Origin of the sequence: Sphingomonas sp. CFBP 13733 (assembly GCF_014841795.1) — a bacterium.
Taxonomy (GTDB): Bacteria; Pseudomonadota; Alphaproteobacteria; order Sphingomonadales; family Sphingomonadaceae; genus Sphingomonas; species Sphingomonas aerolata.
On record NZ_JACYUP010000003.1, the window covers coordinates 138,392 to 157,735 of the forward strand.

The 19,344-nt window shown below is 69.0% G+C and carries 19 protein-coding genes; 9 read left to right on the forward strand and 10 right to left on the reverse strand.

The window, feature by feature from the left end; translation table 11 throughout:
• Window positions 1-18 precede the first annotated feature (18 nt).
• On the forward strand, window positions 19-813 hold the full coding sequence (locus tag IFT71_RS09125; protein WP_192140430.1) for a ThuA domain-containing protein: 795 nt from the start codon (window positions 19-21) through the stop codon (window positions 811-813).
• A 2-nt stretch (window positions 814-815) separates the two neighbouring features.
• Here IFT71_RS09125 and IFT71_RS09130 read toward each other — a convergent pair whose 3' ends face one another.
• A complete protein-coding gene (locus tag IFT71_RS09130) occupies window positions 816-1,487 on the reverse strand; it encodes a DUF6445 family protein (protein WP_192140432.1) in 672 nt (223 codons plus the stop codon).
• A 113-nt stretch (window positions 1,488-1,600) separates the two neighbouring features.
• On the opposite strand from IFT71_RS09130, the gene IFT71_RS09135 reads away from it, so the two are divergent.
• Complete coding sequence (locus tag IFT71_RS09135; RefSeq protein ID WP_192140433.1) at window positions 1,601-2,284, forward strand: HPP family protein; 684 nt, start codon at window positions 1,601-1,603, stop codon at window positions 2,282-2,284.
• Between the two features lie 38 nt (window positions 2,285-2,322).
• Here the strand turns inward: IFT71_RS09135 and IFT71_RS09140 are convergent, their stop codons facing one another.
• Genes IFT71_RS09140 through IFT71_RS09150 form a run of 3 tightly spaced genes read right to left on the reverse strand, consistent with a single transcriptional unit; the run spans window position 2,323 to window position 6,663 of the window.
• Window positions 2,323-4,143, reverse strand: coding sequence for a methyl-accepting chemotaxis protein (locus IFT71_RS09140; protein WP_192140435.1), 1,821 nt, complete (start codon window positions 4,141-4,143; stop codon window positions 2,323-2,325).
• Window positions 4,133-6,172: a TonB-dependent receptor plug domain-containing protein gene (locus tag IFT71_RS09145; protein WP_192140437.1), complete on the reverse strand. Its 2,040-nt coding sequence runs from the start codon at window positions 6,170-6,172 to the stop codon at window positions 4,133-4,135. Before IFT71_RS09145 ends, IFT71_RS09140 begins: the two co-directional genes overlap by 11 nt.
• 2 nt (window positions 6,173-6,174) lie before the next feature.
• Entirely contained in the window at window positions 6,175-6,663 is a 489-nt protein-coding gene (locus tag IFT71_RS09150; protein ID WP_159043639.1) for a YfiR/HmsC family protein, read from the reverse strand.
• Window positions 6,664-6,906: 243 nt separating this feature from the next.
• Here IFT71_RS09150 and IFT71_RS09155 point away from each other — a divergent pair, with 243 nt between their 5' ends.
• The 3 genes from IFT71_RS09155 to IFT71_RS09165 are packed head-to-tail and all read left to right on the forward strand — an operon-like array spanning window position 6,907 to window position 8,556.
• Window positions 6,907-7,995 (forward strand): Ca2+-dependent phosphoinositide-specific phospholipase C, encoded by a 1,089-nt coding sequence (locus tag IFT71_RS09155; protein ID WP_244654852.1) that lies wholly within the window; start codon window positions 6,907-6,909, stop codon window positions 7,993-7,995.
• Window positions 7,992-8,132 carry a hypothetical protein gene (locus tag IFT71_RS09160; RefSeq protein ID WP_192140439.1) on the forward strand — a complete coding sequence of 47 codons (141 nt, stop codon included), beginning with the start codon at window positions 7,992-7,994 and terminating at the stop codon, window positions 8,130-8,132. Before IFT71_RS09155 ends, IFT71_RS09160 begins: the two co-directional genes overlap by 4 nt.
• A 19-nt stretch (window positions 8,133-8,151) precedes the next feature.
• A complete protein-coding gene (locus IFT71_RS09165) occupies window positions 8,152-8,556 on the forward strand; it encodes a barstar family protein (protein WP_192140441.1) in 405 nt (134 codons plus the stop codon).
• Window positions 8,557-8,571: 15 nt separating this feature from the next.
• On the opposite strand, the gene IFT71_RS09170 is transcribed toward IFT71_RS09165, so the two are convergent.
• From IFT71_RS09170 to IFT71_RS09190, 5 genes are all read right to left on the reverse strand, one after another.
• Window positions 8,572-9,048, reverse strand: a complete 477-nt coding sequence (locus IFT71_RS09170) for a hypothetical protein (protein ID WP_192140443.1) — start codon at window positions 9,046-9,048, stop codon at window positions 8,572-8,574.
• 53 nt (window positions 9,049-9,101) lie between these two features.
• Window positions 9,102-9,938 (reverse strand): NPP1 family protein, encoded by an 837-nt coding sequence (locus tag IFT71_RS09175; RefSeq protein ID WP_192140445.1) that lies wholly within the window; start codon window positions 9,936-9,938, stop codon window positions 9,102-9,104.
• Window positions 9,939-10,014: 76 nt separating this feature from the next.
• Window positions 10,015-13,038 carry a TonB-dependent receptor gene (locus IFT71_RS09180; protein ID WP_192140447.1) on the reverse strand — a complete coding sequence of 1,008 codons (3,024 nt, stop codon included), beginning with the start codon at window positions 13,036-13,038 and terminating at the stop codon, window positions 10,015-10,017.
• 80 nt (window positions 13,039-13,118) lie between these two features.
• Window positions 13,119-13,997: a FecR domain-containing protein gene (locus IFT71_RS09185; RefSeq protein ID WP_192140449.1), complete on the reverse strand. Its 879-nt coding sequence runs from the start codon at window positions 13,995-13,997 to the stop codon at window positions 13,119-13,121.
• Window positions 13,994-14,560 (reverse strand): sigma-70 family RNA polymerase sigma factor, encoded by a 567-nt coding sequence (locus tag IFT71_RS09190; RefSeq protein WP_192140451.1) that lies wholly within the window; start codon window positions 14,558-14,560, stop codon window positions 13,994-13,996. Before IFT71_RS09190 ends, IFT71_RS09185 begins: the two co-directional genes overlap by 4 nt.
• A gap of 218 nt (window positions 14,561-14,778) precedes the next feature.
• On the opposite strand from IFT71_RS09190, the gene IFT71_RS09195 reads away from it, so the two are divergent.
• On the forward strand, window positions 14,779-16,086 hold the full coding sequence (locus tag IFT71_RS09195) for a glycosyltransferase (protein ID WP_244654853.1): 1,308 nt from the start codon (window positions 14,779-14,781) through the stop codon (window positions 16,084-16,086).
• On the opposite strand, the gene IFT71_RS09200 is transcribed toward IFT71_RS09195, so the two are convergent.
• The gene (locus IFT71_RS09200) at window positions 16,034-17,008 is read right to left on the reverse strand and encodes a phosphatase PAP2 family protein (protein WP_192140455.1); all 975 of its coding nucleotides are present in this window, start codon (window positions 17,006-17,008) and stop codon (window positions 16,034-16,036) included. The genes IFT71_RS09195 and IFT71_RS09200 overlap by 53 nt on opposite strands.
• 166 nt (window positions 17,009-17,174) lie before the next feature.
• On the opposite strand from IFT71_RS09200, the gene IFT71_RS09205 reads away from it, so the two are divergent.
• Genes IFT71_RS09205 through IFT71_RS09215 form a run of 3 tightly spaced genes read left to right on the forward strand, consistent with a single transcriptional unit; the run spans window position 17,175 to window position 19,236 of the window.
• On the forward strand, window positions 17,175-17,702 hold the full coding sequence (locus IFT71_RS09205) for a sterol desaturase family protein (protein WP_037532513.1): 528 nt from the start codon (window positions 17,175-17,177) through the stop codon (window positions 17,700-17,702).
• Window positions 17,699-18,484 (forward strand): fatty acid desaturase, encoded by a 786-nt coding sequence (locus IFT71_RS09210; RefSeq protein WP_306286543.1) that lies wholly within the window; start codon window positions 17,699-17,701, stop codon window positions 18,482-18,484. Before IFT71_RS09205 ends, IFT71_RS09210 begins: the two co-directional genes overlap by 4 nt.
• Window positions 18,481-19,236, forward strand: coding sequence for a sterol desaturase family protein (locus tag IFT71_RS09215; protein ID WP_192140457.1), 756 nt, complete (start codon window positions 18,481-18,483; stop codon window positions 19,234-19,236). Before IFT71_RS09210 ends, IFT71_RS09215 begins: the two co-directional genes overlap by 4 nt.
• The last annotated feature ends 108 nt before the right edge of the window (window positions 19,237-19,344 follow it).

Below are 19,344 nucleotides of genomic sequence, written 5' to 3' on the forward strand. Positions count from 1 at the left end.
CGGGTGGGAGATTGCACGATGCTCAAGATGTTGGCGCTGGCCGCCCTGCTCACCACGGCGCAGGCCGCGCCCGATCCGCATTTGCCGAAGGCCACGACCGACACCGTCGCCCCCGTGCTGCCCAAGGACTTGCATGACGCGGTGCTGATCGTGTCGAAGACCAATGGCTGGCGGCATATCGAACATATCCCGCATTCGAACCGCGTGCTCGCCGACATCGTGCAGGGCCTGGGTCGGACGAGCTACGCGACCGAGAATGCGGCGGTCTTCAACGACGAACAGCTGCGCCACTTCTCCGTCGTCGTGCTCAACAGCGCCAGCGGTGGATTCCTGACGCCAGACCAGCGCGCCGCCTTCGCCCGCTTCGTCGCGCGCGGCGGTGGCGTCGTCGCGCTGCATGCCGCGGGCGACGACAGCCACACCGACGCCTGGTACAGCGACACGGTGATCGGCACGAAGTTCATCGGCCATCCGGGCGGCGAGGATCAGTTCCAGCGCGCGCGGCTCGTCGTCGATCGCCCCGACCATCCGGTCATGGCGGGGGTGCGCTTGCCCTGGACCGCGGTCGACGAATGGTATTCGTTCAATGCCAATCCGGCCGCCCGCGGCATGACCGTGCTCGCGACGCTCGACGAGGCGAGCTACCGTCCGGGCGCGAAGCTCGCGATGGGGACGCACCCCGTCATCTGGACCAACCCGCGCACCAAAGGCCGGGTGGTCTATTCGGCGCTCGGCCATTTACCAGAGGCCTATGACGACCCGACCTACCGGCGCGTGCTCGTCAACGCGATCCGCTGGGCGGGCCGGCAATAGCCTCATTCGATCGCGAGGAACGCGGTGATCGTCAGCCGCCCCGCCGCCGGATCCGCCGACAACACCGCGTCGCGCGCGATCGCGCCGCTGTGCAGCACATAGCTGCGGTACAGCAGCGCCCGGTTATAGGCGGCATCGACCAGCGCGGTCCGCTCGAACAACGCGGTATCGTCGGCGATATAGCCATGCGGCGGCATCGCCGCGACCTCACGGCCGAGCCGTGCGAAAAAGTCGGGCGCGCGCGTCTCGTCGACCGTCTCGAACCCGGTGGCGCGATGGCGGAAGAAGGCGGTGCCGTCGCGGTTCGTCGGCGACAGATAATGGATCAGCGCGATCCGGTCGCGCGCATAGGCATCGACATGCGGCAGCCGTTGCCGGATCTCGAGCGCGTCGGGCGTCACCGTGACGATCGAGAATTGCGCATCGACGACATGGATGCGGCGGCACGGCCCGAAATCGCGGCCCAGCGCGCGGGCGATCCGCGGAAGCTGGTCGGCAAGATAATGTTCGGGCAGCGCCGCGCGCAGACCGGGATAATGCTCGCCCGCGGATCCGAACGCCGCGTCCGCCGCGGCCTCGCGCAATCCGTCCGGATCCTCGGCAAAGCCGTCGATGATCACCAGCGGCTCCGCCTCGCGGCCGATACGCCGCCTGGTCACATCCCCCAGCATCATGCCTCGCCATCATTCATCTTCACCGTCCTCTAGCGATCCCGGTGACGCGCGACATAGCGAAATGCACGGGCGCAGCGTAGGGGCGGCACGCTCAGCCACACGGACGATCGCTCATGCCCCTGCCCCATGCCAAAGCCTTCTGGGCGAAGGCCTTTCCCGCCGACCGTCTGCTCGGGGGCGTCGGCGCCTGTATCGGCATCGCGCTGACGATGCTCGTCTGCGTCGCGCTGCTCCCCGTCGGCGACGTTCCTCAGATCGTCGCGCCGCTGGGGGCGTCGGCGGTGCTCGTCTTTGCGGTCCGGTCCAGCCCGCTGGCACAGCCCTGGCCGGTCATCGGCGGCAACACGCTGTCCGCCGCGATCGGCGTCGCCGCGTTTCAGCTCATCCCCGACGCCACGCTGGCCGCGGGTGTGGCGGTCGGGGCTGCGATCCTCGCGATGTCGCTGCTCCGCTGCCTGCACCCGCCCGGCGGCGCGGCGGCTCTGACCGCGGTGATCGGCGGGCCCGGCATCCATGCGGCGGGCTACGCCTTCGCGCTCGTCCCCGTCGCGCTCAATTCGGTCGTGCTCGTGCTGGTCGCCGGCCTCTTCTACCGCGTGACGCGGCACCCCTATCCGCATCACAGCGCGCTGCCCCCCGCCGCGATCGCGGCCGACCGCCGCGCCGCGGGATTTCACCCCGACGACATCGACGCCGCGCTCGAGGATATGCACGAAAGCTTCGACATAGCCCGCGACGATCTCCACGCGCTGCTCGCCAAGGCCGAACTTCACGCGCAACGCCGCCAGCGCAGCTGAGCGCGGACCGGGTCTCGCGGCGCGTCAGTCCGGCAAGATCAGGCGACTTGCCGTTGCTTCCGATCAGGACCTGCGTCATCGCCAAGGAAATGGCTGGTAAAGGCATGCGCGTCGTCGGCCAGTGACTGCAGCGTCCGCTTCAGCATCGCGCCGGTCCGCTGGACCTCGTCGACCGAAGCGAGGTTGCGATCGACCGACGATGCGATCTGCTGGCTTGCCTCGGTGAGCATCTGGCTGCGGTCCTCGACCGCCTCGATCCGCCCGTTGAGCTGTTCGATCGCCTGCGCCTGCGCACGCGACATCGCCGCAACCCGGCCCGCGCCGTCGTCCATGCCGTTGATCAGCGCCCCCAGACTGCCCGTGCTCGCCACCACCGACCGGATCTGGTCCTGCACCGCCTCGATCTTCGAGCGCACGTCGCCCGCGCTCGCGCCCGTCCGCGTCGCCAGCGACTTGATCTCGGCCGCCACCACCGAAAAGCCCGCGCCCGCAGGGCCCGCGCGCGCCGCCTCGATCGTCGCGTTGAGCGCGAGCAGATTGGTCTGCTTGGTGATCGCGCTGATCACGTCGACGATCTGCTCGATGCTGCTGGCCTGTTCCTGCGACAGCGCGACGGTGTCGTTGGCACTGCGCGCATGGTCGCTGATCGACCTTGCGGCGAGGCTGGTCCCCGCCACCTCCCGGTCGATCTCCTCGAAGGTGTGCGCCAGCAGATGCGTCTCCTTGCCCGCCTCGAGCATCTCGGTCGCGAACAGCTGCGCGATCGCGTCGAGCTCCTGCGCCAGCCGGCGATTGCCCTCGATCGTCTCGTGCAGGCTGATCGCATTCGCCTCGAGCAGCGCCATCGCCTCCTGCGCCTCGCGGATGATGCCGCCGACCTGGCGTTCGAACGCCTCGGCCAGCGCGGCCAGCGTGGCCTCGCGCTCGCGCCGCGCCTGCGCCTCGACCTCGGCGATCGCGCTGGCCTGGCGCGCCTTTTCCTCTTCGGCATGGAGGCGCAGCAGTTCGGCCTGATCCGCGAGGCGTTTCGCATCCTCGCGCTGCGTCTGGAACGTCGTCAGCGCGGTGACGACTAGCCCCAGCTCGTCATGCCGCTTGAGCGTCGACAGATCGATCGCGGCCTCGTGCATCACCGCATCCGTCGCCGCCGCAATGTCGGTGATCGAACCGATGATCGATCGCCCGATGACATAGGCCATTACCAGGCTGCCGCCCGTGCCGACGAGCAGGACGAGCAGCAGGATCGCGATCGTGACATGCGTGACCAGCAGCGCCCCCGATGCCGCCTGCCCGGCGCGGCCGATACCCGCGGCGGTCACGCGCCGGATCCGCGTATCGATCTGCTGCGCATTGGCGCGAAACGGGTCGACCATCGCCGCGGTGCTGGCAAAGTCGACCTCGAGCATCGACGTCAGCACGTCGACGGTCGCGGTATATCGGTCCAGATCGGCGAGCACCGGGCCCAGCTGTGCGCGCTGCCCGGCATGGCTGCGGCGGTAGCCGACCAGCGCCGTACGGACCCGGGCCAGGTCGCGGTGGATCGCCGCCACCTGCCCGTCGACCGCGATCGTCGGCGTCGCCGCCTTCGTCACCAGCAGGTGATAGACGTTCGCGTTGGCGATATCGAACCGCTGCGTGATCGCGTTGAGCTGCTTGATATCGCGCATGTCGCGGTTGACGATGTCGTCGACGCTGCGCCCGGTGATCAGCAGCGCTGCGGTGCTGGCCAGCGCCATCACCACGAACAGCACCAGCATGATGACCGGCGTCGCCGCGACCTTGACCGCGATCGGCCGGTCGGCGAGCGCCAGCCTGCGGTCGAGCCGGTCCGACAGCCGGAAGAACGCGTTAAAGCGCAACTCGCACCCCTGCGCGCACGCGACGATCCGCCGGGATCGGCGATACCGCGGCGCCGTCCGCCAGCGCCAGATTTTCGCCCGCGACATAGACTTCGAGCGCGGAGGTCAGCCGCAGCCCCGCCCGCGCATCGAGCGCCACCGCGTCGTCGACCCGGTAGAGCAGCAGCTGCGGCGTCGACGAGAAGGCGAATTGCCGCGTCGACGACGTGTACCGGGCGACACCCGACAGCGACAGTCGCCCGATGTCATAGCCGAGCGCCAGATTGGCCTTGTGGACCGGCGTCGTCGACTTGGGCGACAGCGCATAGGGGATCGGCAGCGTCAGCGACGCCAGCTGCTCGTCGGTGTGCGTCCAGGTATAGTTGGCGCGCCACGTGAGCGCACCGACCGCCCCCGACGCCGACACCTCGGTGCCATAGGTGGTATAGTCGCCGATCGCCGTGAACCGCGCGACGAGCGAGGGCAGCGGGGTCAGGAACAGCTCGGTCTGCAGGCCGTCGCCCGGCGACGCGATCGCATTGTCCGTCTTCGTCACGAACGCGTTCGCCTCGATCTGCGTGCCGCCGATCGTCCGCGCATAGCCGACCTCGCCGCTCCACACGCCGACCGGATCGATCCGCGGCGACCCTGCCACGAAGATCGGCACCGGCGTCGGGGTGATGATCGGCAGGCGAATGCCGTAATTCACCAGCGACGGCAGCTGGTAGCCGCGACCGCCATTGATCCGCAGCTGGCCGCGCGCATCGGTCTGGACGAGCAGCGCGACGTTGAAGCTGAACCGGGTGAAGGCGCGGTCGAAATCGCTCGCCACGTCATAGCTCGGCTGCGCGATCGCGCCTGCCTGGTGCAGCCAGAGCCGGTCGATCCGCGCCGCCGCGGTGATCGAAATCGCCTCGTCCGGATGCAGGTCGAGCATCGCATTGGCCGATCCGACATCATACGAGATCCGCTCGGCGAACTGATAGGCCGAGCGCAGCCGGTTGTTGCGATATTCGCCGCCGAGCCGCAGCGTATCGCTCTTGCCCAGCCGGACCAGCGTCGACGCCTGGGTGACGATGATCCGGTTCTTGAACCCGAGCGGCTCGGTCGCATCCGCCGTCGCGCCGACGCCATATTGCACATCGAGCCAGTTGACATAGCCGCCCAGCGTCACGCCGCCCCAGCCCGTGTCGCGCGTGGCCGAGGCATGGACGTTGTCGCTGCGATAGCGCTGGTTCGACAGCAGCTGGCTCGGCAGATACTCGGCCTGCCGATTGGTCGAATGGCCGCCGCCCAGCACCGTCTCCAGTCCGTCGAACGAACCGGTGATGTCGCCCGACACCTGGTCGCTCGCGACGTCGCTGACCATCGCCGGGCGCAGCAGCGTCGCCGGGATGCGACGCTCGTCCTCGCGCGCGCGGACCCCGGCCAGGCGGATGCCGATCGCCGGGGTGACGGGCAGCGTCACCGACCCGGCGAGCCGGCTGATGTCGTGATTGCCGAGCTCGGCGGTCGCGGTGACGGTCGGCGTCTGGCCGACGCGCCGGGTGATGATGTTGACGACACCGCTGGCGGCGTTGAACCCGAACAGCGCGTTCGCCGGCCCGCGCACCAGCTCGATCTGCTGGATCTCCTCGAGCTGGACGCCCAGGAGATTCCAGTCGGTCATGCCATAATGATCGAGATAGACCTGGCGTCCGTCGACCAGCACGAGCAGCCGCGCATTATAGGTCTGCACGCCGCCGCGCACCGACACGTCGCTCTGCCCCGCGGTCCAGCTGTTCACGTCGATGCCGGCATGCGTCTTCAGCAGCCCGGGCACGTCGCGGGCGGGCGACCGGGCGATATCCTCGCGCGTGATGATGATCGCGGAGGCGGGCAGTTCGGACGCGCGCTGTGGCTTGCCCGTGACGCTGGTCGTCACCGGCTCGCCGATCGTCTCCTGCAACGCCTGGTAATCGACGGCCTGCGCACCTGCGACGGCCGGACACAGCACTGCACCGGCCGTCAGCATGGCGCGCAATCCGGTGGCGAAAGTCGAAACGGTCATCGTTAAATTTCCTTGATCAGCATCAGGAATGCCGACCCGAATCTGATATTGGCAGCGCGCGCCGCGGCGCGATTGACGGTGATCTGGGTCTTGGGACCCGAGGTGATGCCGACCACGCACCGCGCGGTCTGCACGCAGGCGGGATCCGACGAGATCGTCAGGACCGACGATCTGGCGGCCGCGGCGGCGATGCCGGCATGCTCCGGGCGCAACCCCGTCGTGACGAAGGCGAGCCGGAACCCGGCCAGCGACCCGATCGCGCCGACCGGCACGCGGCGCGCGCGGATCGCGCTGCGTCCGGCGGCCAGTCCCGATCCGATCGCCCGCTCGATCGCCGCCGCCTCGGCCTCCGATGCCGCATTGCCCGGCTCGAACACGATCGCCGCGGCGACCGTCCCCGCCGGGCCGGGCTGAAGGAACGACACGACCCGCGCCGCGATCGGCACGTTCAGTTCCGCGGACAACGGCGTCGCGCTGCCCAGCGCGGCCACGCCGCACATCCATATCCAAGGTCTAAACACGCTGTCCCCCACTGAGGGGACAGCGAGTATCACCCGATATTGTCCAATTAGTTAATGGCTTAGAGACCGCGATACACAATCTGCGGCCCCATCGCGCGGGCCGCCGCGCGCCCAATTAAGACGGTCGCGTAACAGAACGGTCCTCGGCGCGTCATCTGGCACGGCCATAGCCCGCGGACCACGCCGGCCGGGCGCCAACAGGGCAGGACAATCATGCGTATCTCGACGATGCTGCGGGCGACCGCGGCGGTTCTCCCCCTCGCCCTGCTCGCAGGCCCCGCGACCGCGAAGGATGCCGGCCCACCGCTGCGGATCAACGACATCGCCGTCATCGGCACGCACAACAGCTACAAGCAGCCGATGCCCGCCGCGACGATGGCGAAGGTGCGCGCGGCCGATCCGGCGATGGCCGACGCGCTCGACTATGCGCATCGCAGCCTCGTCGACCAGCTCGACGCGGGCGCGCGCCAGCTCGAGATCGACGTGAACTATGATCCGCAGGGCGGGCATTATGCGCGCGGATCGTCCGATCCCAAGCTACAGCGGCCGGGCTTCAAGGTGCTGCACATCCCCGGCATCGACAATGCGTCGAGCTGCGTCCTGCTCACCGAATGCCTGGGAATCGTCCGCGACTGGTCGGCCCGCCATCCGCGTCACGTCCCGATCCTGCTGATGTTCAACGCCAAGGACGAACAGAACGCCGCGCGCGGCGGCATCGACGCGCTGCCGTTCGACGCAGCCGCCTATGACGCGCTCGATGCGGAGATCCGCTCGGTGATCGCGCCGGGCAAGCTGGTCGTGCCCGACGACGTGCAGGGACGCTATCCGACGCTCCGCGACGCCGTCCTCGCCGACAACTGGCCGCTGCTCGAGGCGTCGCGCGGCAAATTCCTGTTCGCGCTCGACGAGCCCCCCGCCAAGGTCGCGGTCTATCGCGGCACGCGGCGCTCGCTCGAAGGCCGGGTGTTCTTCATCAACACCGACGAGGCGTCGCCCGCCGCCGCCTATCTGACGCTCAACGACCCGGTCCGCGACGCCGAACGCATCCGCCGCGACGTACGCGCGGGCTTCCTCGTCCGCACCCGCGCCGACGCCAACACGCGCGAGGCGCGCGCCAATGACGGCGTGCCGCGCGACACCGCGCTGGCGGGCGGCGCGCACTATGTCTCGACCGACTATCTCTGGCCCGACCCGCGCTTCGCCGGCGGCTACCGCGTCGCGCTCCCCGACGGCCATGTCGCGCGCTGCAACCCGGTCCGCATCGCGAAGCCATGCGGCGACCTCGAAGGATCCGCAAAGTGAAACCGGTCGTCGTCGCCACGCTGCGCACCGCCCCCGACTTCCGCCGCGACATCGATGCAGCGCGCACGGAACTCGCGCACGCCGCGGGCGCTGTCCTCGATGTGTCGCAGTGCCGGATCGAGGCCGGCGCCAGCTAGCAGACGGACCAGCACGCGGATGATCGACCACCCCAAGGCCACGACCCTCACCATCGCCGGCGGCGCGATCCGCGACATTGCGAGCTTCTACGACGAGATCAACCGCGTCTTCATGGCGGGCGAGGACTGGTCGCTCGGCCCCAGCCTCGATGCGCTCGACGACCTGTTCTACGGCAGCTACGGCGCGCTTGCGGGCAAGGCCCCGGTTATCCTCGTCTGGCAGGATATCGAGACGAGCCGCGCCGCGCTCGGCATCGACGCCACCAGAGCCCATCTCCGCGCCAAGCTCCAGAACACGGCGTTCGACGCCGCACGCATCACCACCCAGCTCGACGCGCTCGAACAGGGCCGCGGCGAGACCTATTTCGACACCATCCTGACGATCATCGCCGACCACCCCAACATCCACCTCGTCCGCGCCTGACCCGGCGCAATCGGGTTATCGCGGCGTCACCGACGCGCGAATGTGGAACAGGTTGTCGGCGACCTCGTCCATCTGGAACGGCACCGCCAACCGGTATCCGTCGGCAGCCAGCACCGTAGCGAGTCCACCGAGCAGCATCTCCTGCCGCCGGTCAAGATCGGCCTGCCCGGTCACCGGACGGATCGTCGCGGTCAGCGTGCAGCGATCGTCGCGGCAGGCGATCGTGACGTCGGACAGCAGCGGGTAGACGGTGCGAAGATGCGCGGCCGCGACGCTCGCGGCGACCGGAGTGACTGCGGCCGGCCTCGCTTCTGGTAGTGGCGGGATGCTGGCGACGGGGATGGTCGGCGTCCGCACGACGGCGATCGCGGTCGCTGCGACGTCGCGCTGCCGCTGGCGCCAGCCGACGACGATCGCGCCGAACAGCACGACCATGATCGCCGCCACGATCCAGCCGAACGACGGTGAAGGACGGACGGGGCGCAGCGGCATGCGGCCTCCGGTGCCGCCCCGCGTCGCCATTGGCGGCGCGGGGCGGGGCTGGATCAACAGAGCGTCGAGCCCGACGGGCAGCCCGGCGAATCGGCGCCGGCATCGACATTCGCGTTGAACCCCGGCGCGATGCCGCCGGCATTGGCGGCGGCCAGCGTGCTGGCGAAGCGCGCTTCCTTGTTGTCGAAGTTCGCGCCCTTGAAGTCGTAGTTCGACACCGCGTTGCGGACCGCGACCGACGGATAGCCGTTCCAGCTCACCAGCGGCTGGATGAGCCACTGGCCGGTACCGTTCTCGGCCGGCTCGTCGCCGCCATCGGTCTTGGAAAAGCGCCACAGGTGCGAAAAGCCCCAGGTCTCGTAATGGAAGACGAGCTTGACGTGTTCGCCACTCGCATCGCTGACGAAGCGGAGCTGGCCGCCGCTGGTCGGACGCGTATCCCAATCGCCGTGATCGCCGCGGGTGACACCGACGACCCGGCTGCTCGTGCCCTGGTCGGTGGTCCAGACGATGATCGATTCCCAGTCGAACGCATGCGAGAAGTCCGACTGCCAGAAATAGCTGTAGACCCGCCCGCAATAGCCGTTGTTGCAGCGGCTGCGCGCATAGACGTTGCTTTGCGTGCGGTAGTTCGCGGCGCGGCACGATGCCGGCGGGCGCGTCGCATAGGTCGAGGCGGCCGGGCTGATCGCGCCCGACGCGTCGACCGCGGGGACGTTGAAGCAGACGTCGGTGTCGAAGTCGACCGCGGGCTGGAAACGCTTGTCGAGCGCGGTGGCGCGTTCGGGCAGCGGCGCAACCGGCGACGGCCAGCCCTGTCCAAGCGCGGGCGATGCCAGCAGCGCCGCGGCCAGGCCGACGGCGGACAACAATGTAGCTTGGCTTTTCATGCAAACTCCCGTGGCAGCTGTGTGGAGATACGCCGTACGCCCGCGTCCGCGGCGGGGAGCGCCGCGGACGCGAAGGTCAGAAGCTGGTGGTCACGCCGAAGGTGAAGATGCGGCCGCTGCGCGTGTAGACGAGCGTCCGGTCGGCGCTGAGATCGGCGAACTGCTCGATCGGCCGGTTGGTGACGTTGATCCCCTCGATCACGAAACGCAGATTCTCGGCCGGGCTGTAGCGGATCTGGAAATCGACGTTGTTGGTCGGCCGGATGCCGTCGCCGACATTGGCGTTGCTGCCCGCGCCGGTGATGTAGCGGCTGCGATAGGCGGTCGAGACGCGCGCGCCAAACCGCTCGGTCTCGAAATACAGCGTCGCGTTGGCGGCCCATTTCGACAGGTTGAACAGCGGGATGGTCTGGGCGACGCCGTTGTAGATCGCCTTCTGGTCGCCATCGATCCAGGTGCCGTTGGCGACCACGCCGAGATGGTCGAACGGCGCGGGCAGGAAGGTGAAGTCGTGCTGGACCGCGGCCTCGACCCCGCGGATGCTGGCGCCGTCGCCATTGACCGGCCGCGTATAGTTGTACGGCGTGGTGCCGTCCTGCCCCGGCAGCAGCAGCGAGACCGGGAAGCCGGTGGCGCTGTAGGGCACCTGCGACGTCTCCGAGGTGATGAAGCTCGCCAGATCCTTCCAGAACACGCCGACCGACGCAAAGCCGTTGCGATCCATATAATATTCCAGCCCGCCTTCCACCGAGGTCGAGCGGAACGGCTGGAGGTTGGGGTTGCCGACCGACACCGTGCCGCCGAACGGCGCGACCGTCAGCGTGCCCGCGGCGGCAAGCTGCGGCAGGCCGGGACGGTTGACGTTGCGGCTCGCCGACGCGCGCGCGATCAGCTTGGGCGTGAGGTCGAGCGCGATGTTGAGCGCGGGCAGCCAGTCGTCGTTGCTGGTCTTGACCGTCACGGGCTGCAGCACCGTGACGCCGTTGGTCGCGGTCGCGAGCGACCCGCTTGAGACGAGCGCGGTATGATAATAGCGCACGCCCGCATTGCCGCGCAGCCGCATCGAACCGAGTTCGGTATCCAGATCGAGCTGCGTGAAGCCCGCCCAGCTCGTCTCGCGGATGCGGAAGTCGCTGCCCGCGGTCAGGTTCGCCGCGGTCAGGTTCCGGTTGTTGCCGAGCAGCGCGTAGATGCCCGCGACGTCGCCGCCGATATAGGGGATCAGGCTGTCGCGGTTGATCACGTATTTCAGCGCGTCGGGTACCGCGCGGTCGCTGGTCGCCTGCGTCCCGTAGAAGATGTTGGTGAGATACTGGTACCCGCTGTTGGTGAAGCGCTTATACTCGCCGCCGAGCTCGAGCTTCAGGATCGGCGACACGGTATAGACTGCCTGGAGCTGGCCGTTGCGATAGGCGTTGTCGATCGTGTTTTCCTGCGTCACCAGCCGCTGGACGTTCCAGTTCGCCGGCTTGGTCAGGTCGAAGCCATAGGTGTTGACCGGGATCGTCGGCTGCATGTCAAAACTGAACGCGGTGTTGCGCGCCTGCAGGAAGATCTTGTCGAACGTCGGCTGCGCGAACGCCGACTTCTGATAGCCGGCGAGCGCGGTCAGCGTCAGGCGATCGCCGACCTTCCATTCGGCATTGGCCACCGCCTGATAGAAATCGGTCTGGTTCTCGACCCGGTGATGCTCGGTCCGCTGGTCGATCCCGGTATAGCTGGCGGCGACGAGCGAATTGCCCTGGATCGTCGCGGAGCGGATGACCTGCGTGCCGCTGACATTGCCGGTCAGCGCGTTATAGCCGCCCGCCGCGATCGCCCAGTCGTCACGCTTGTCGGCAAGGTGTCCGTAGAGCAGGTCGACATCGAGCTTGAACCGATCGCCCGGATGATATTGCAGCGCGCTGGTGACGCCGATCCGTTCGCGGTCGGTGTACCAGGTCGAGGGCGACTGCGCCTGGGGTGCGAAGATCGTGCCGCCGCGCAGCAGCGCGCGTGTCGCTGCATCGATCTCGGGCCCGATATTGTTCGCTCCGTAGGTGACCTTGCCCCAGTTCCAGTTGCGATAGCCATATTCGTTGTTGCGGATCTTCGAATAGGCGACCGAGACGAGCGCGCCGAAATCGCCCTGGCGCTGCGAGAACAGCCCGACGAGCCGCGGGGTGATGCCGCTGGTCTGGTCGTTGGTCTGGCCCTTGGCCGACAGCACGATCGTCTGGCCGTCATAGTCGAACGGCTTGGCGGTGAAGAGCTGGACCGTCCCGGCGATCCCGCCCTCGTCCTGATTGGCGGCATAGCTCTTCTGCACGCTGACGCGGTTGAACAGCTCGGACGCGAACAGGCTGAAGTCGAAGCCGCGGCTGCGGCTGACGTTGCCGCGATTGTCCATCCCCGACGCGGTATTGCCGAGCACCTCCATGCCGTTCAGCTGGGTGCGCGTGAAATCGGGGCCGAGCCCGCGCAGCGCGATCTGGCGGCCTTCGCCGGTGTCGCGGGTGATCGCGACGCCGGGGACGCGTTGCAGCGCTTCGGCGAGATTGAGGTCGGGAAAGGCGGCGATGTCGGACGCGACGATATTGTCCTCGGTCCCGACCGCACGGCGCTTGAGCTCCTGCGCGGCGAGCAGGCTGCGGCGATAGCCGTTGACGACGATGTCGTCGGCGACCGCGACCGGCTCGGTCGCCAGCGTCGACACGCCCCCCGCGACGCCCCCCGCAACCGCCGGCGTGGCTACCGGCGCGGGTGCGCTGACGGTGCGCAGGCCCGGGCGCGGTGGCGCGCGTCGCAGCACCAGCACGCCGTTGCTCTCGACCGGGTGCAGGCCCGTGCCGCGCAGCAGCACGGCGAGCGCCGCCGGCGCGGTCAGCCGCCCGCTCACCCCGCCGGTCCGCTGTCCCTGGATCAGCGCGGGCGCCGCGATCACCTGCATCCCCGTCGCGCTCGAATAGGCCGACAGCGCCGCCGCGAGGTCGCCTGCGGGAATGGCGAACGCGCGCGTTCCCGCCGGCTGTGCCCCCGCCGGCCGGGCGTGTGCCGCCGCTGGCGCCATAAGCGCGCACACCGCCAGAGCGAGTGCCGACGTTCCGTAAAACCGCGTCATGATAATCCCCCGTCATGGCGCCCCCACGCGCCATTCGGGAGGAAGACGGCGCAGCCCGACGGATCCGGACAGTGTTTTTTTCAGCGTGCGGGTTCGAGCGCGAGACCCCCGTCCCGCTCGACCACCGCGAACCCGAACCCGCCGCCGATCGCCGCCAGGAGCGGGCGCGGATGATCGGTCCGGAAACGGCCGAACACCGTCGTCGAGGCGAGCGGCTCGGCAGGGCGCGCGATCCTGACGCCGCCCTGCCGGTCGAGGATCTCGACCAGATCGTCGAGCCGCATGCCCGCGGTGTCGATCCAGCCCTGACGCCAGTCGGGCAGCGCCGGATCGAAGCGCTCGGGTACCGCCGTCACGCCGCCGCGGATGCTGCTGCGATAGCCCGCCCGGACCACGACGCCGCGCCCCGCGCCCGCTGATGCCGGGTCGAGCGGATCGAACCCGACCGCGCCGCGATAGACCGCCAGTGCGACCTGCCGCCGCGTCAGATCCAGGTCGAACGCGGTGCCGAGCACGCGCGTCCGGCTGGCCCCCGCACGCACGACGAACGGGCGCGCGGCATCGTGGCGCACGTCGAAGAACGCCTGGCCCGCCAGCAGCCGGGCGCTGCGCCCCGCGGTCGTGTAGACGACCTGCAGTCGCGTCGCACCGTTCAGCCGGACGGTGGTGCCGTCCGCCAGCGTCGCGGTCGCGCGCTCGCCGGCCCGCGTCGCGAACAGCTGCGGCGACGGTGCCACCGCGGCGGGCGGCGGGGCCATGCGGAGGCCGAGGACGAGCAATACGGCGACGACCGGCGCGGTCGTGGCCGCGACGACGACGGACCGCCGCCGCCGCCTGAGCGCGCGGACCTGCTCGTCCGACAGCCGGCCACAGTGCAAAGCGGCGGTCCGCAGCGCATCGGTCAGCGCGGCATCGGTCACGGCCGCGCCCCCGCCCCCGCTGCTGCTGCCGGCGGTCACGCCCCCGCCTCCATCGTGAAACCCCGCCGCGCCAGCGCGGTACGGAGGTCGGCAAAGGCCCGGACGACGTGTTTCTCGACCGCGGCGGTGCTCATGTCGAGCCGGTCGGCGATCGCTGCGGTGGTGAGGCCGTCCAGCCGTCGGCGCAGGAATATCTCGCGGCGCAGCGGCGGCATGCGTTCGAGCGCGCCCGCCATCAGCGCGACCGCGCGGCGGAACGCAACCACCCGATCCGCCGCCGGCAGCGGACAGACCATCGCCTCGTCCAGCTCGACATTCGCGCCGCGCCGGGCGACGCGGTGATGATCGCGCAGCAGATTGCGCGCGATCGCGAAGCAGAGCGCCTTGACGTCCTCGACCCGCGCGCTCGCCTGATAGGTGAACAGCCGCAGATAGGTTTCCTGCACGACGTCGTCGCCGTCAGCGTGATGCCCCAGCCGCCCGTGCACGAACGCACGCAGCGCGCGTGACAGCGCCGCATCCGGGCATTGCATCGCCAGCGCCGGCGTCACCGGCCGGTGCTCGCCGACGCCCCTGAAAACCCCCGCGTCCCTGTTCACCACGCCCCCCGCTTGCGATTCGGGGCGTCTTATGCGTCCATCGTGAAGCCGGGATGACACCGCGCAGCCGCGCGGGTCTCGGCAGGCGCGGCCATGCGGCGAGATCGATCCCAGGGGTAGATCGTTACCAAGTTATACTCGATCACCGTATTGCGACTATCGCGCGTCGCATCCATGCTGATAGTGGCGGCCCTACCAGACGGCGTCGGAAAGCTCCTGAATTGACTGTTGCAGGGCGGCATATCGCCATCATCGCGCCGCCGACCGCCGGGCACATCAATCCTCTGGTCGCGCTGGGCACATCGCTCGTCGCCGCGGGACACCGGGTCACGCTGGTGCATATGGCCGATGTCGCGGCGATGCTGCCCCGTGGCGACGTCGCGTTCGCGCCGCTCGACCATCCCGCCGATCGCCAGGGCCTGCTGGCCGAACATTATCGCAAGCTTGCCCAGCCCTCGGGGCCGGTCGGATTGCCGCGCATGATCCGCAGCACCGCGGCGATGACCGAGCTCCTGCTCGCGGCGCTGCCGGCCACCCTCACGCGGCTCGGCGTCGATGCGGTCGTGGCGGATTCGGTCGAGCCGGCGGGGGCGCTGGTGGCACGGCATCTCGGCCTGCCGTTCGTGACCGCGATCACCGGACTGCCGCTGCTCCGCGAGCCGATGATCCCCCCGCCCTTTCTCGGCTGGGCGTACCGGGCCGATGCGCTCGGGCGGAATCGCAACAATGGCGGCTATGCGGTCAGCGACCTGCTGATGCGCCCGGTGACCCGCATCGTGACGACCTATGCCCAGCTTTGGGGGCTCGATCCCGACCCGCAGCAGCAATGGTCCGACCGCCTGCAGATCGCGCAATGCCCCGCAGGGCTCGACTTTCCGCGCACTGCCCTGCCGCCGAGCTTCCGCTACGGCGCGCCGTGGCGCCTCGACGAACCCGTGGACGAGGTTCCCGAAAGCGACGGCCGACCGCTGATATATTGCTCGCTCGGGTCGCTGCAGGGCGCGCGCCGGTCGCTGTTCGCCGCGATGACCGCCGCCTGTGCCGCGGTCGGTGCGCGCGCGGTGGTCGCGCATGGCGGTGGCCTGAGCGACGGCGACGCGGCCTCGCTGCCCGGCGACCCGCTGGTCCGCGCCTTCTGGTCGCAGACGCGCATCCTGCCGCACTGTTCGGCAGCGATCCTCCACGGCGGCTTCAACACCGTGCTCGACGCGCTCGCGGCGGGCGTGCCGATCGTCACCGTGCCCTTGGCGTTCGAACAGCCGGCGACCGCGGCGCGGCTGAAGCGGATCGGCGCGGCGCGCATCGTGTCCGCCGCCGACGCCGCCAGAGGCGGGCTCGAACCCGCGCTCCGCCTTGTCCTGACCGATCCGGGCTATCGCCGCGCGGCCGGCCTGCTCGCGGCGGAGATGGCGATGGCGGGGGGCGCCGCCGACGCGGCCGCGCACGTCGAGGCGGCGCTGCGCGACGACGCGGCCGTTACGCCGGCACGCCTGGACCTGGCTCAGGACAGGGCTGCCTGCGCTGCGTGAGGCGCTGTGCCGCGACGATCGCGGGCGGCGCGAGCAGCAGCCCCATCAGCACATCGACGCCGTAGTGACCGCCGAACACCGGCGTCGCGATGATCGTCAGGATCGCCCAGCCGCGACCCGGCCCGGCAAGGCGCGGCATCGCACCGAACGCCCAGATGAAGATCGCGGCGAGCGTCGCATGGAAACTGGGAAAGCTGACGATCCCCATCAGCATGGTGAGATCCAGCACGCGCAGCGATCCGTCGCGCAGCCCCGAGATCAGCCCCTGTTCCAGCCACGCGATCGACGGCCAGAGATGCACGTAGCGCGCCGGGTCGAACAGGTTTCCCATCGCGGGCGTCAGACCCGAGATGAGGATCGTGACGAACCCCGACAGGATCGCGGCGCACACCATCGTCCGCAGCGTGTCGAACTTCCCCATCCCGCTCAGCGCGACGATGACGACGATCATCTGCACCGTCAGGCTGTGATAGGCGAGGCCCAGCAGCCAGATCAGCGGCGGACACTGGTCGAGCAGCGCAAGCACGACCGGCCAGTCGAAGCCGACCGCGCGATCCGCCGCCGCCAGCCGGGCATCCCACAAGGTGCCGGACTTCGCGGCCAGCGCATAGGCGAGGACCACGCCGAACAGCGTGAACAGCGTCATCTGCAGAAACGCCCTCGCCCCCGCGGCAAGCCGCGGTCGCGCGCTATACCGGCCGATCGCCAGCGCGCCGCCCAGCGCGAGCAGCGACAGGATCGCCGGCACCGCCCGCAGTGGATCGACCGTGAAGCGGTCATCCTGCTGCGCGACGAGGAAACTGAGGATCATGGCTGCGACCAGCAACCAGGACGGGGTGTCGCGGTGGTCGGCACGGAAGTTCGAAGCGGGCATCGGGGTCGAACGCAGCGTCCCGCCCTGCGGTGCCGCGATCGATCGCATCCGTATGATTTACCTGTGTATGCTACCGCGAGCCACCGACTGCCGCGGCGGCGCCGCGCGTGCTTTTATGGCGGCGCGCCCTCGCATCGTCCGCCGCGAACGGTTATATATACGCCATGTTGAATGCACTGCTTCTGGTCAGCGCCGATTTGCCCGATCGCGCGTCGTGACCTGGGTCGAGAAACTGGCGATCGTCGTCGGCATGGTCCTGTTCATGGAGTGCTTCGCCTGGGCGACGCACCGCTATGTGATGCACGGCTGGGGCTGGGGCTGGCACAAGTCGCATCACGAGGAGCATGAGGGCTGGTTCGAGAAGAACGACCTCTATGCGATCGTCTTCGCGATCGTCCCGATCGTGCTGTTCGTGGTCGGGCTCTGGTACCCGGCGCTGTGGTGGGCGGCACTCGGCATCACCGTCTATGGCGGCATCTACGCCTTCGTCCATGACATGCTCGTGCATCAGCGCGGCGGCTTTCGCTGGGTCCCCAAACAGGGCTATTTCAAGCGGCTGCTCCAGGCGCATCGCCTGCATCACGCGGTCGAGGGCAAGGACGGCACCGTCAGTCACGGCTTCCTGTTCGCGCGCAAGCCCGCGGTGCTGAAGGCGCAGCTGCGTGCCAATGCCGATGCGCAGCGTCGCGCCGCCCGTCCCGCGCGGACCCCGAACACCAGTCCGGCCGACCAGCGCGGGTGAGCATCACCGCCGCCCACCCGTCGGACGCGATGAAGCGCCAGATGCGGATCGGCGTGTCGCTGTCGGCCGCGATCATGGTCGCGTGGCTCGCTATCCACATCACCGGCATCTTCTTCTGGCAGTGGAGCCTCGCGACGCTGCCGGTCGCGGTCCTGATGGTCCTCGTCCAGACCTGGCTCTCCACCGGGCTGTTCATCGTCGCGCATGATTCGATGCATGGGGCGCTCGCGCCCGAGCATCCAAGGCTGAACCGGGCGATCGGCGCGACCTGTCTCTCGCTCTATGCCTGCCTGTCCTATGCGTCGCTGCTCCCGCAGCATCATCTCCACCACAAACAGACCGGACGCGCCGGGGATCCCGATTTTCATGGCGGCGACCCGCGGCTGACCCGCTGGTTCCTGCAGTTCTTCAAGACTTATTATTCGCACGGCCAGATCATCCGCATCACATTGGTGGCGCTGGTCTATACGTTGCTGCTCGGCGCACCGCTCGGCAACATCGTGATCTTCTGGGCGCTGCCCGCGCTCGGCGCCGTCGCGCAGCTGTTCGTCTTCGGCACCTGGCTGCCGCACCGCGAGCGCGACCTGCCCTTCGCGGACACCCACCGCGCACACAGCCTCGACATCGGACCCGCGCTGTCGCTGATGACCTGTTTCCACTTCGGCGGCTATCATCACGAACATCATCTGTCGCCGGGCACGCCGTGGTGGGGGCTGCCCGCGCGGCGGCGTGCGCTTGCGGTTCGCGCCGCCGACCGCCGCGGTGTAGAGGACCCCGCATGACGCTTGCCATCATCCTCTCCGCCATTGCGATGACCGTCATCGTCGGGGTCCGCTATCTGCTCGTGTCGGGCGCGTTCGCGTGGATCACGACGCGCAAGCATCCGGGGCTGTATCTCGGGCTCGATCCGCAGGTCCGGCGCGAGATCGTCTGGAGCCTCGCCTCTGCCGCGCTCTACGGCATTCCCGCCGGCGTCGTCGCCTGGGGCTGGCAGCATCGCGGCTGGACGCAGGTCTATGACGATGTCCACGCCTATCCGCTCTGGTACCTCCCGGTCTCGGTGTTCGCCTATCTGCTCCTCCACGATGCCTGGTTCTACTGGACGCATCGCTGGATGCATCGCCCCGCCCCGTTCAAGCTCGCGCATGCGCTCCATCATGCCAGCCGTCCGCCGACGGCATGGGCCGCCATGGCGTTCCACCCGATCGAGGCGCTGAGCGGCGCGATCGTCATTCCGCTGCTCGTCTTTTTCGTGCCGATCCACATCTACGGGCTGGGGGTCGTGCTGACGATCATGACGGTGATGGGCGTGACCAACCACATGGGGTGGGAGATTTTCCCGCGCTTCATGTGGAGCGGCCCCTTAGGCGGCTGGCTGATCACCGCCAGCCATCATCAGCGCCATCACGAGCTCTATGGCTGCAATTACGGCCTGTATTTCCGCCACTGGGACCGGCTGTGCCACACCGATCGCGGCGTCGGCGATTTCACCCGCGAACACGCCCGCGCCGCCAGGCGTGCCGATGCGGCCTGACCGGCCGGCTGCGCGATAAGCGACGCCAGCGGCGCTCCTCACACACGCCGAACGCAAAAAGGGCATCCGGGTCGCCCCGGATGCCCTTTTCTGCACGTCGCTCGGGGT

Coding starts and splice junctions, on each gene's coding strand:
- IFT71_RS09125 (WP_192140430.1), top strand. CDS start 19: ATGCTCAAGATGTTGGCGCTGGCCGCCCTGCTCACCACGGCGCAGGCC.
- IFT71_RS09130 (WP_192140432.1), bottom strand. CDS start 1,487: ATGATGCTGGGGGATGTGACCAGGCGGCGTATCGGCCGCGAGGCGGAG.
- IFT71_RS09135 (WP_192140433.1), top strand. CDS start 1,601: ATGCCCCTGCCCCATGCCAAAGCCTTCTGGGCGAAGGCCTTTCCCGCC.
- IFT71_RS09145 (WP_192140437.1), bottom strand. CDS start 6,172: ATGACCGTTTCGACTTTCGCCACCGGATTGCGCGCCATGCTGACGGCC.
- IFT71_RS09155 (WP_244654852.1), top strand. CDS start 6,907: ATGCGTATCTCGACGATGCTGCGGGCGACCGCGGCGGTTCTCCCCCTC.
- IFT71_RS09165 (WP_192140441.1), top strand. CDS start 8,152: ATGATCGACCACCCCAAGGCCACGACCCTCACCATCGCCGGCGGCGCG.
- IFT71_RS09170 (WP_192140443.1), bottom strand. CDS start 9,048: ATGCCGCTGCGCCCCGTCCGTCCTTCACCGTCGTTCGGCTGGATCGTG.
- IFT71_RS09175 (WP_192140445.1), bottom strand. CDS start 9,938: ATGAAAAGCCAAGCTACATTGTTGTCCGCCGTCGGCCTGGCCGCGGCG.
- IFT71_RS09180 (WP_192140447.1), bottom strand. CDS start 13,038: ATGACGCGGTTTTACGGAACGTCGGCACTCGCTCTGGCGGTGTGCGCG.
- IFT71_RS09200 (WP_192140455.1), bottom strand. CDS start 17,008: ATGCGATCGATCGCGGCACCGCAGGGCGGGACGCTGCGTTCGACCCCG.
- IFT71_RS09215 (WP_192140457.1), top strand. CDS start 18,481: ATGACGCTTGCCATCATCCTCTCCGCCATTGCGATGACCGTCATCGTC.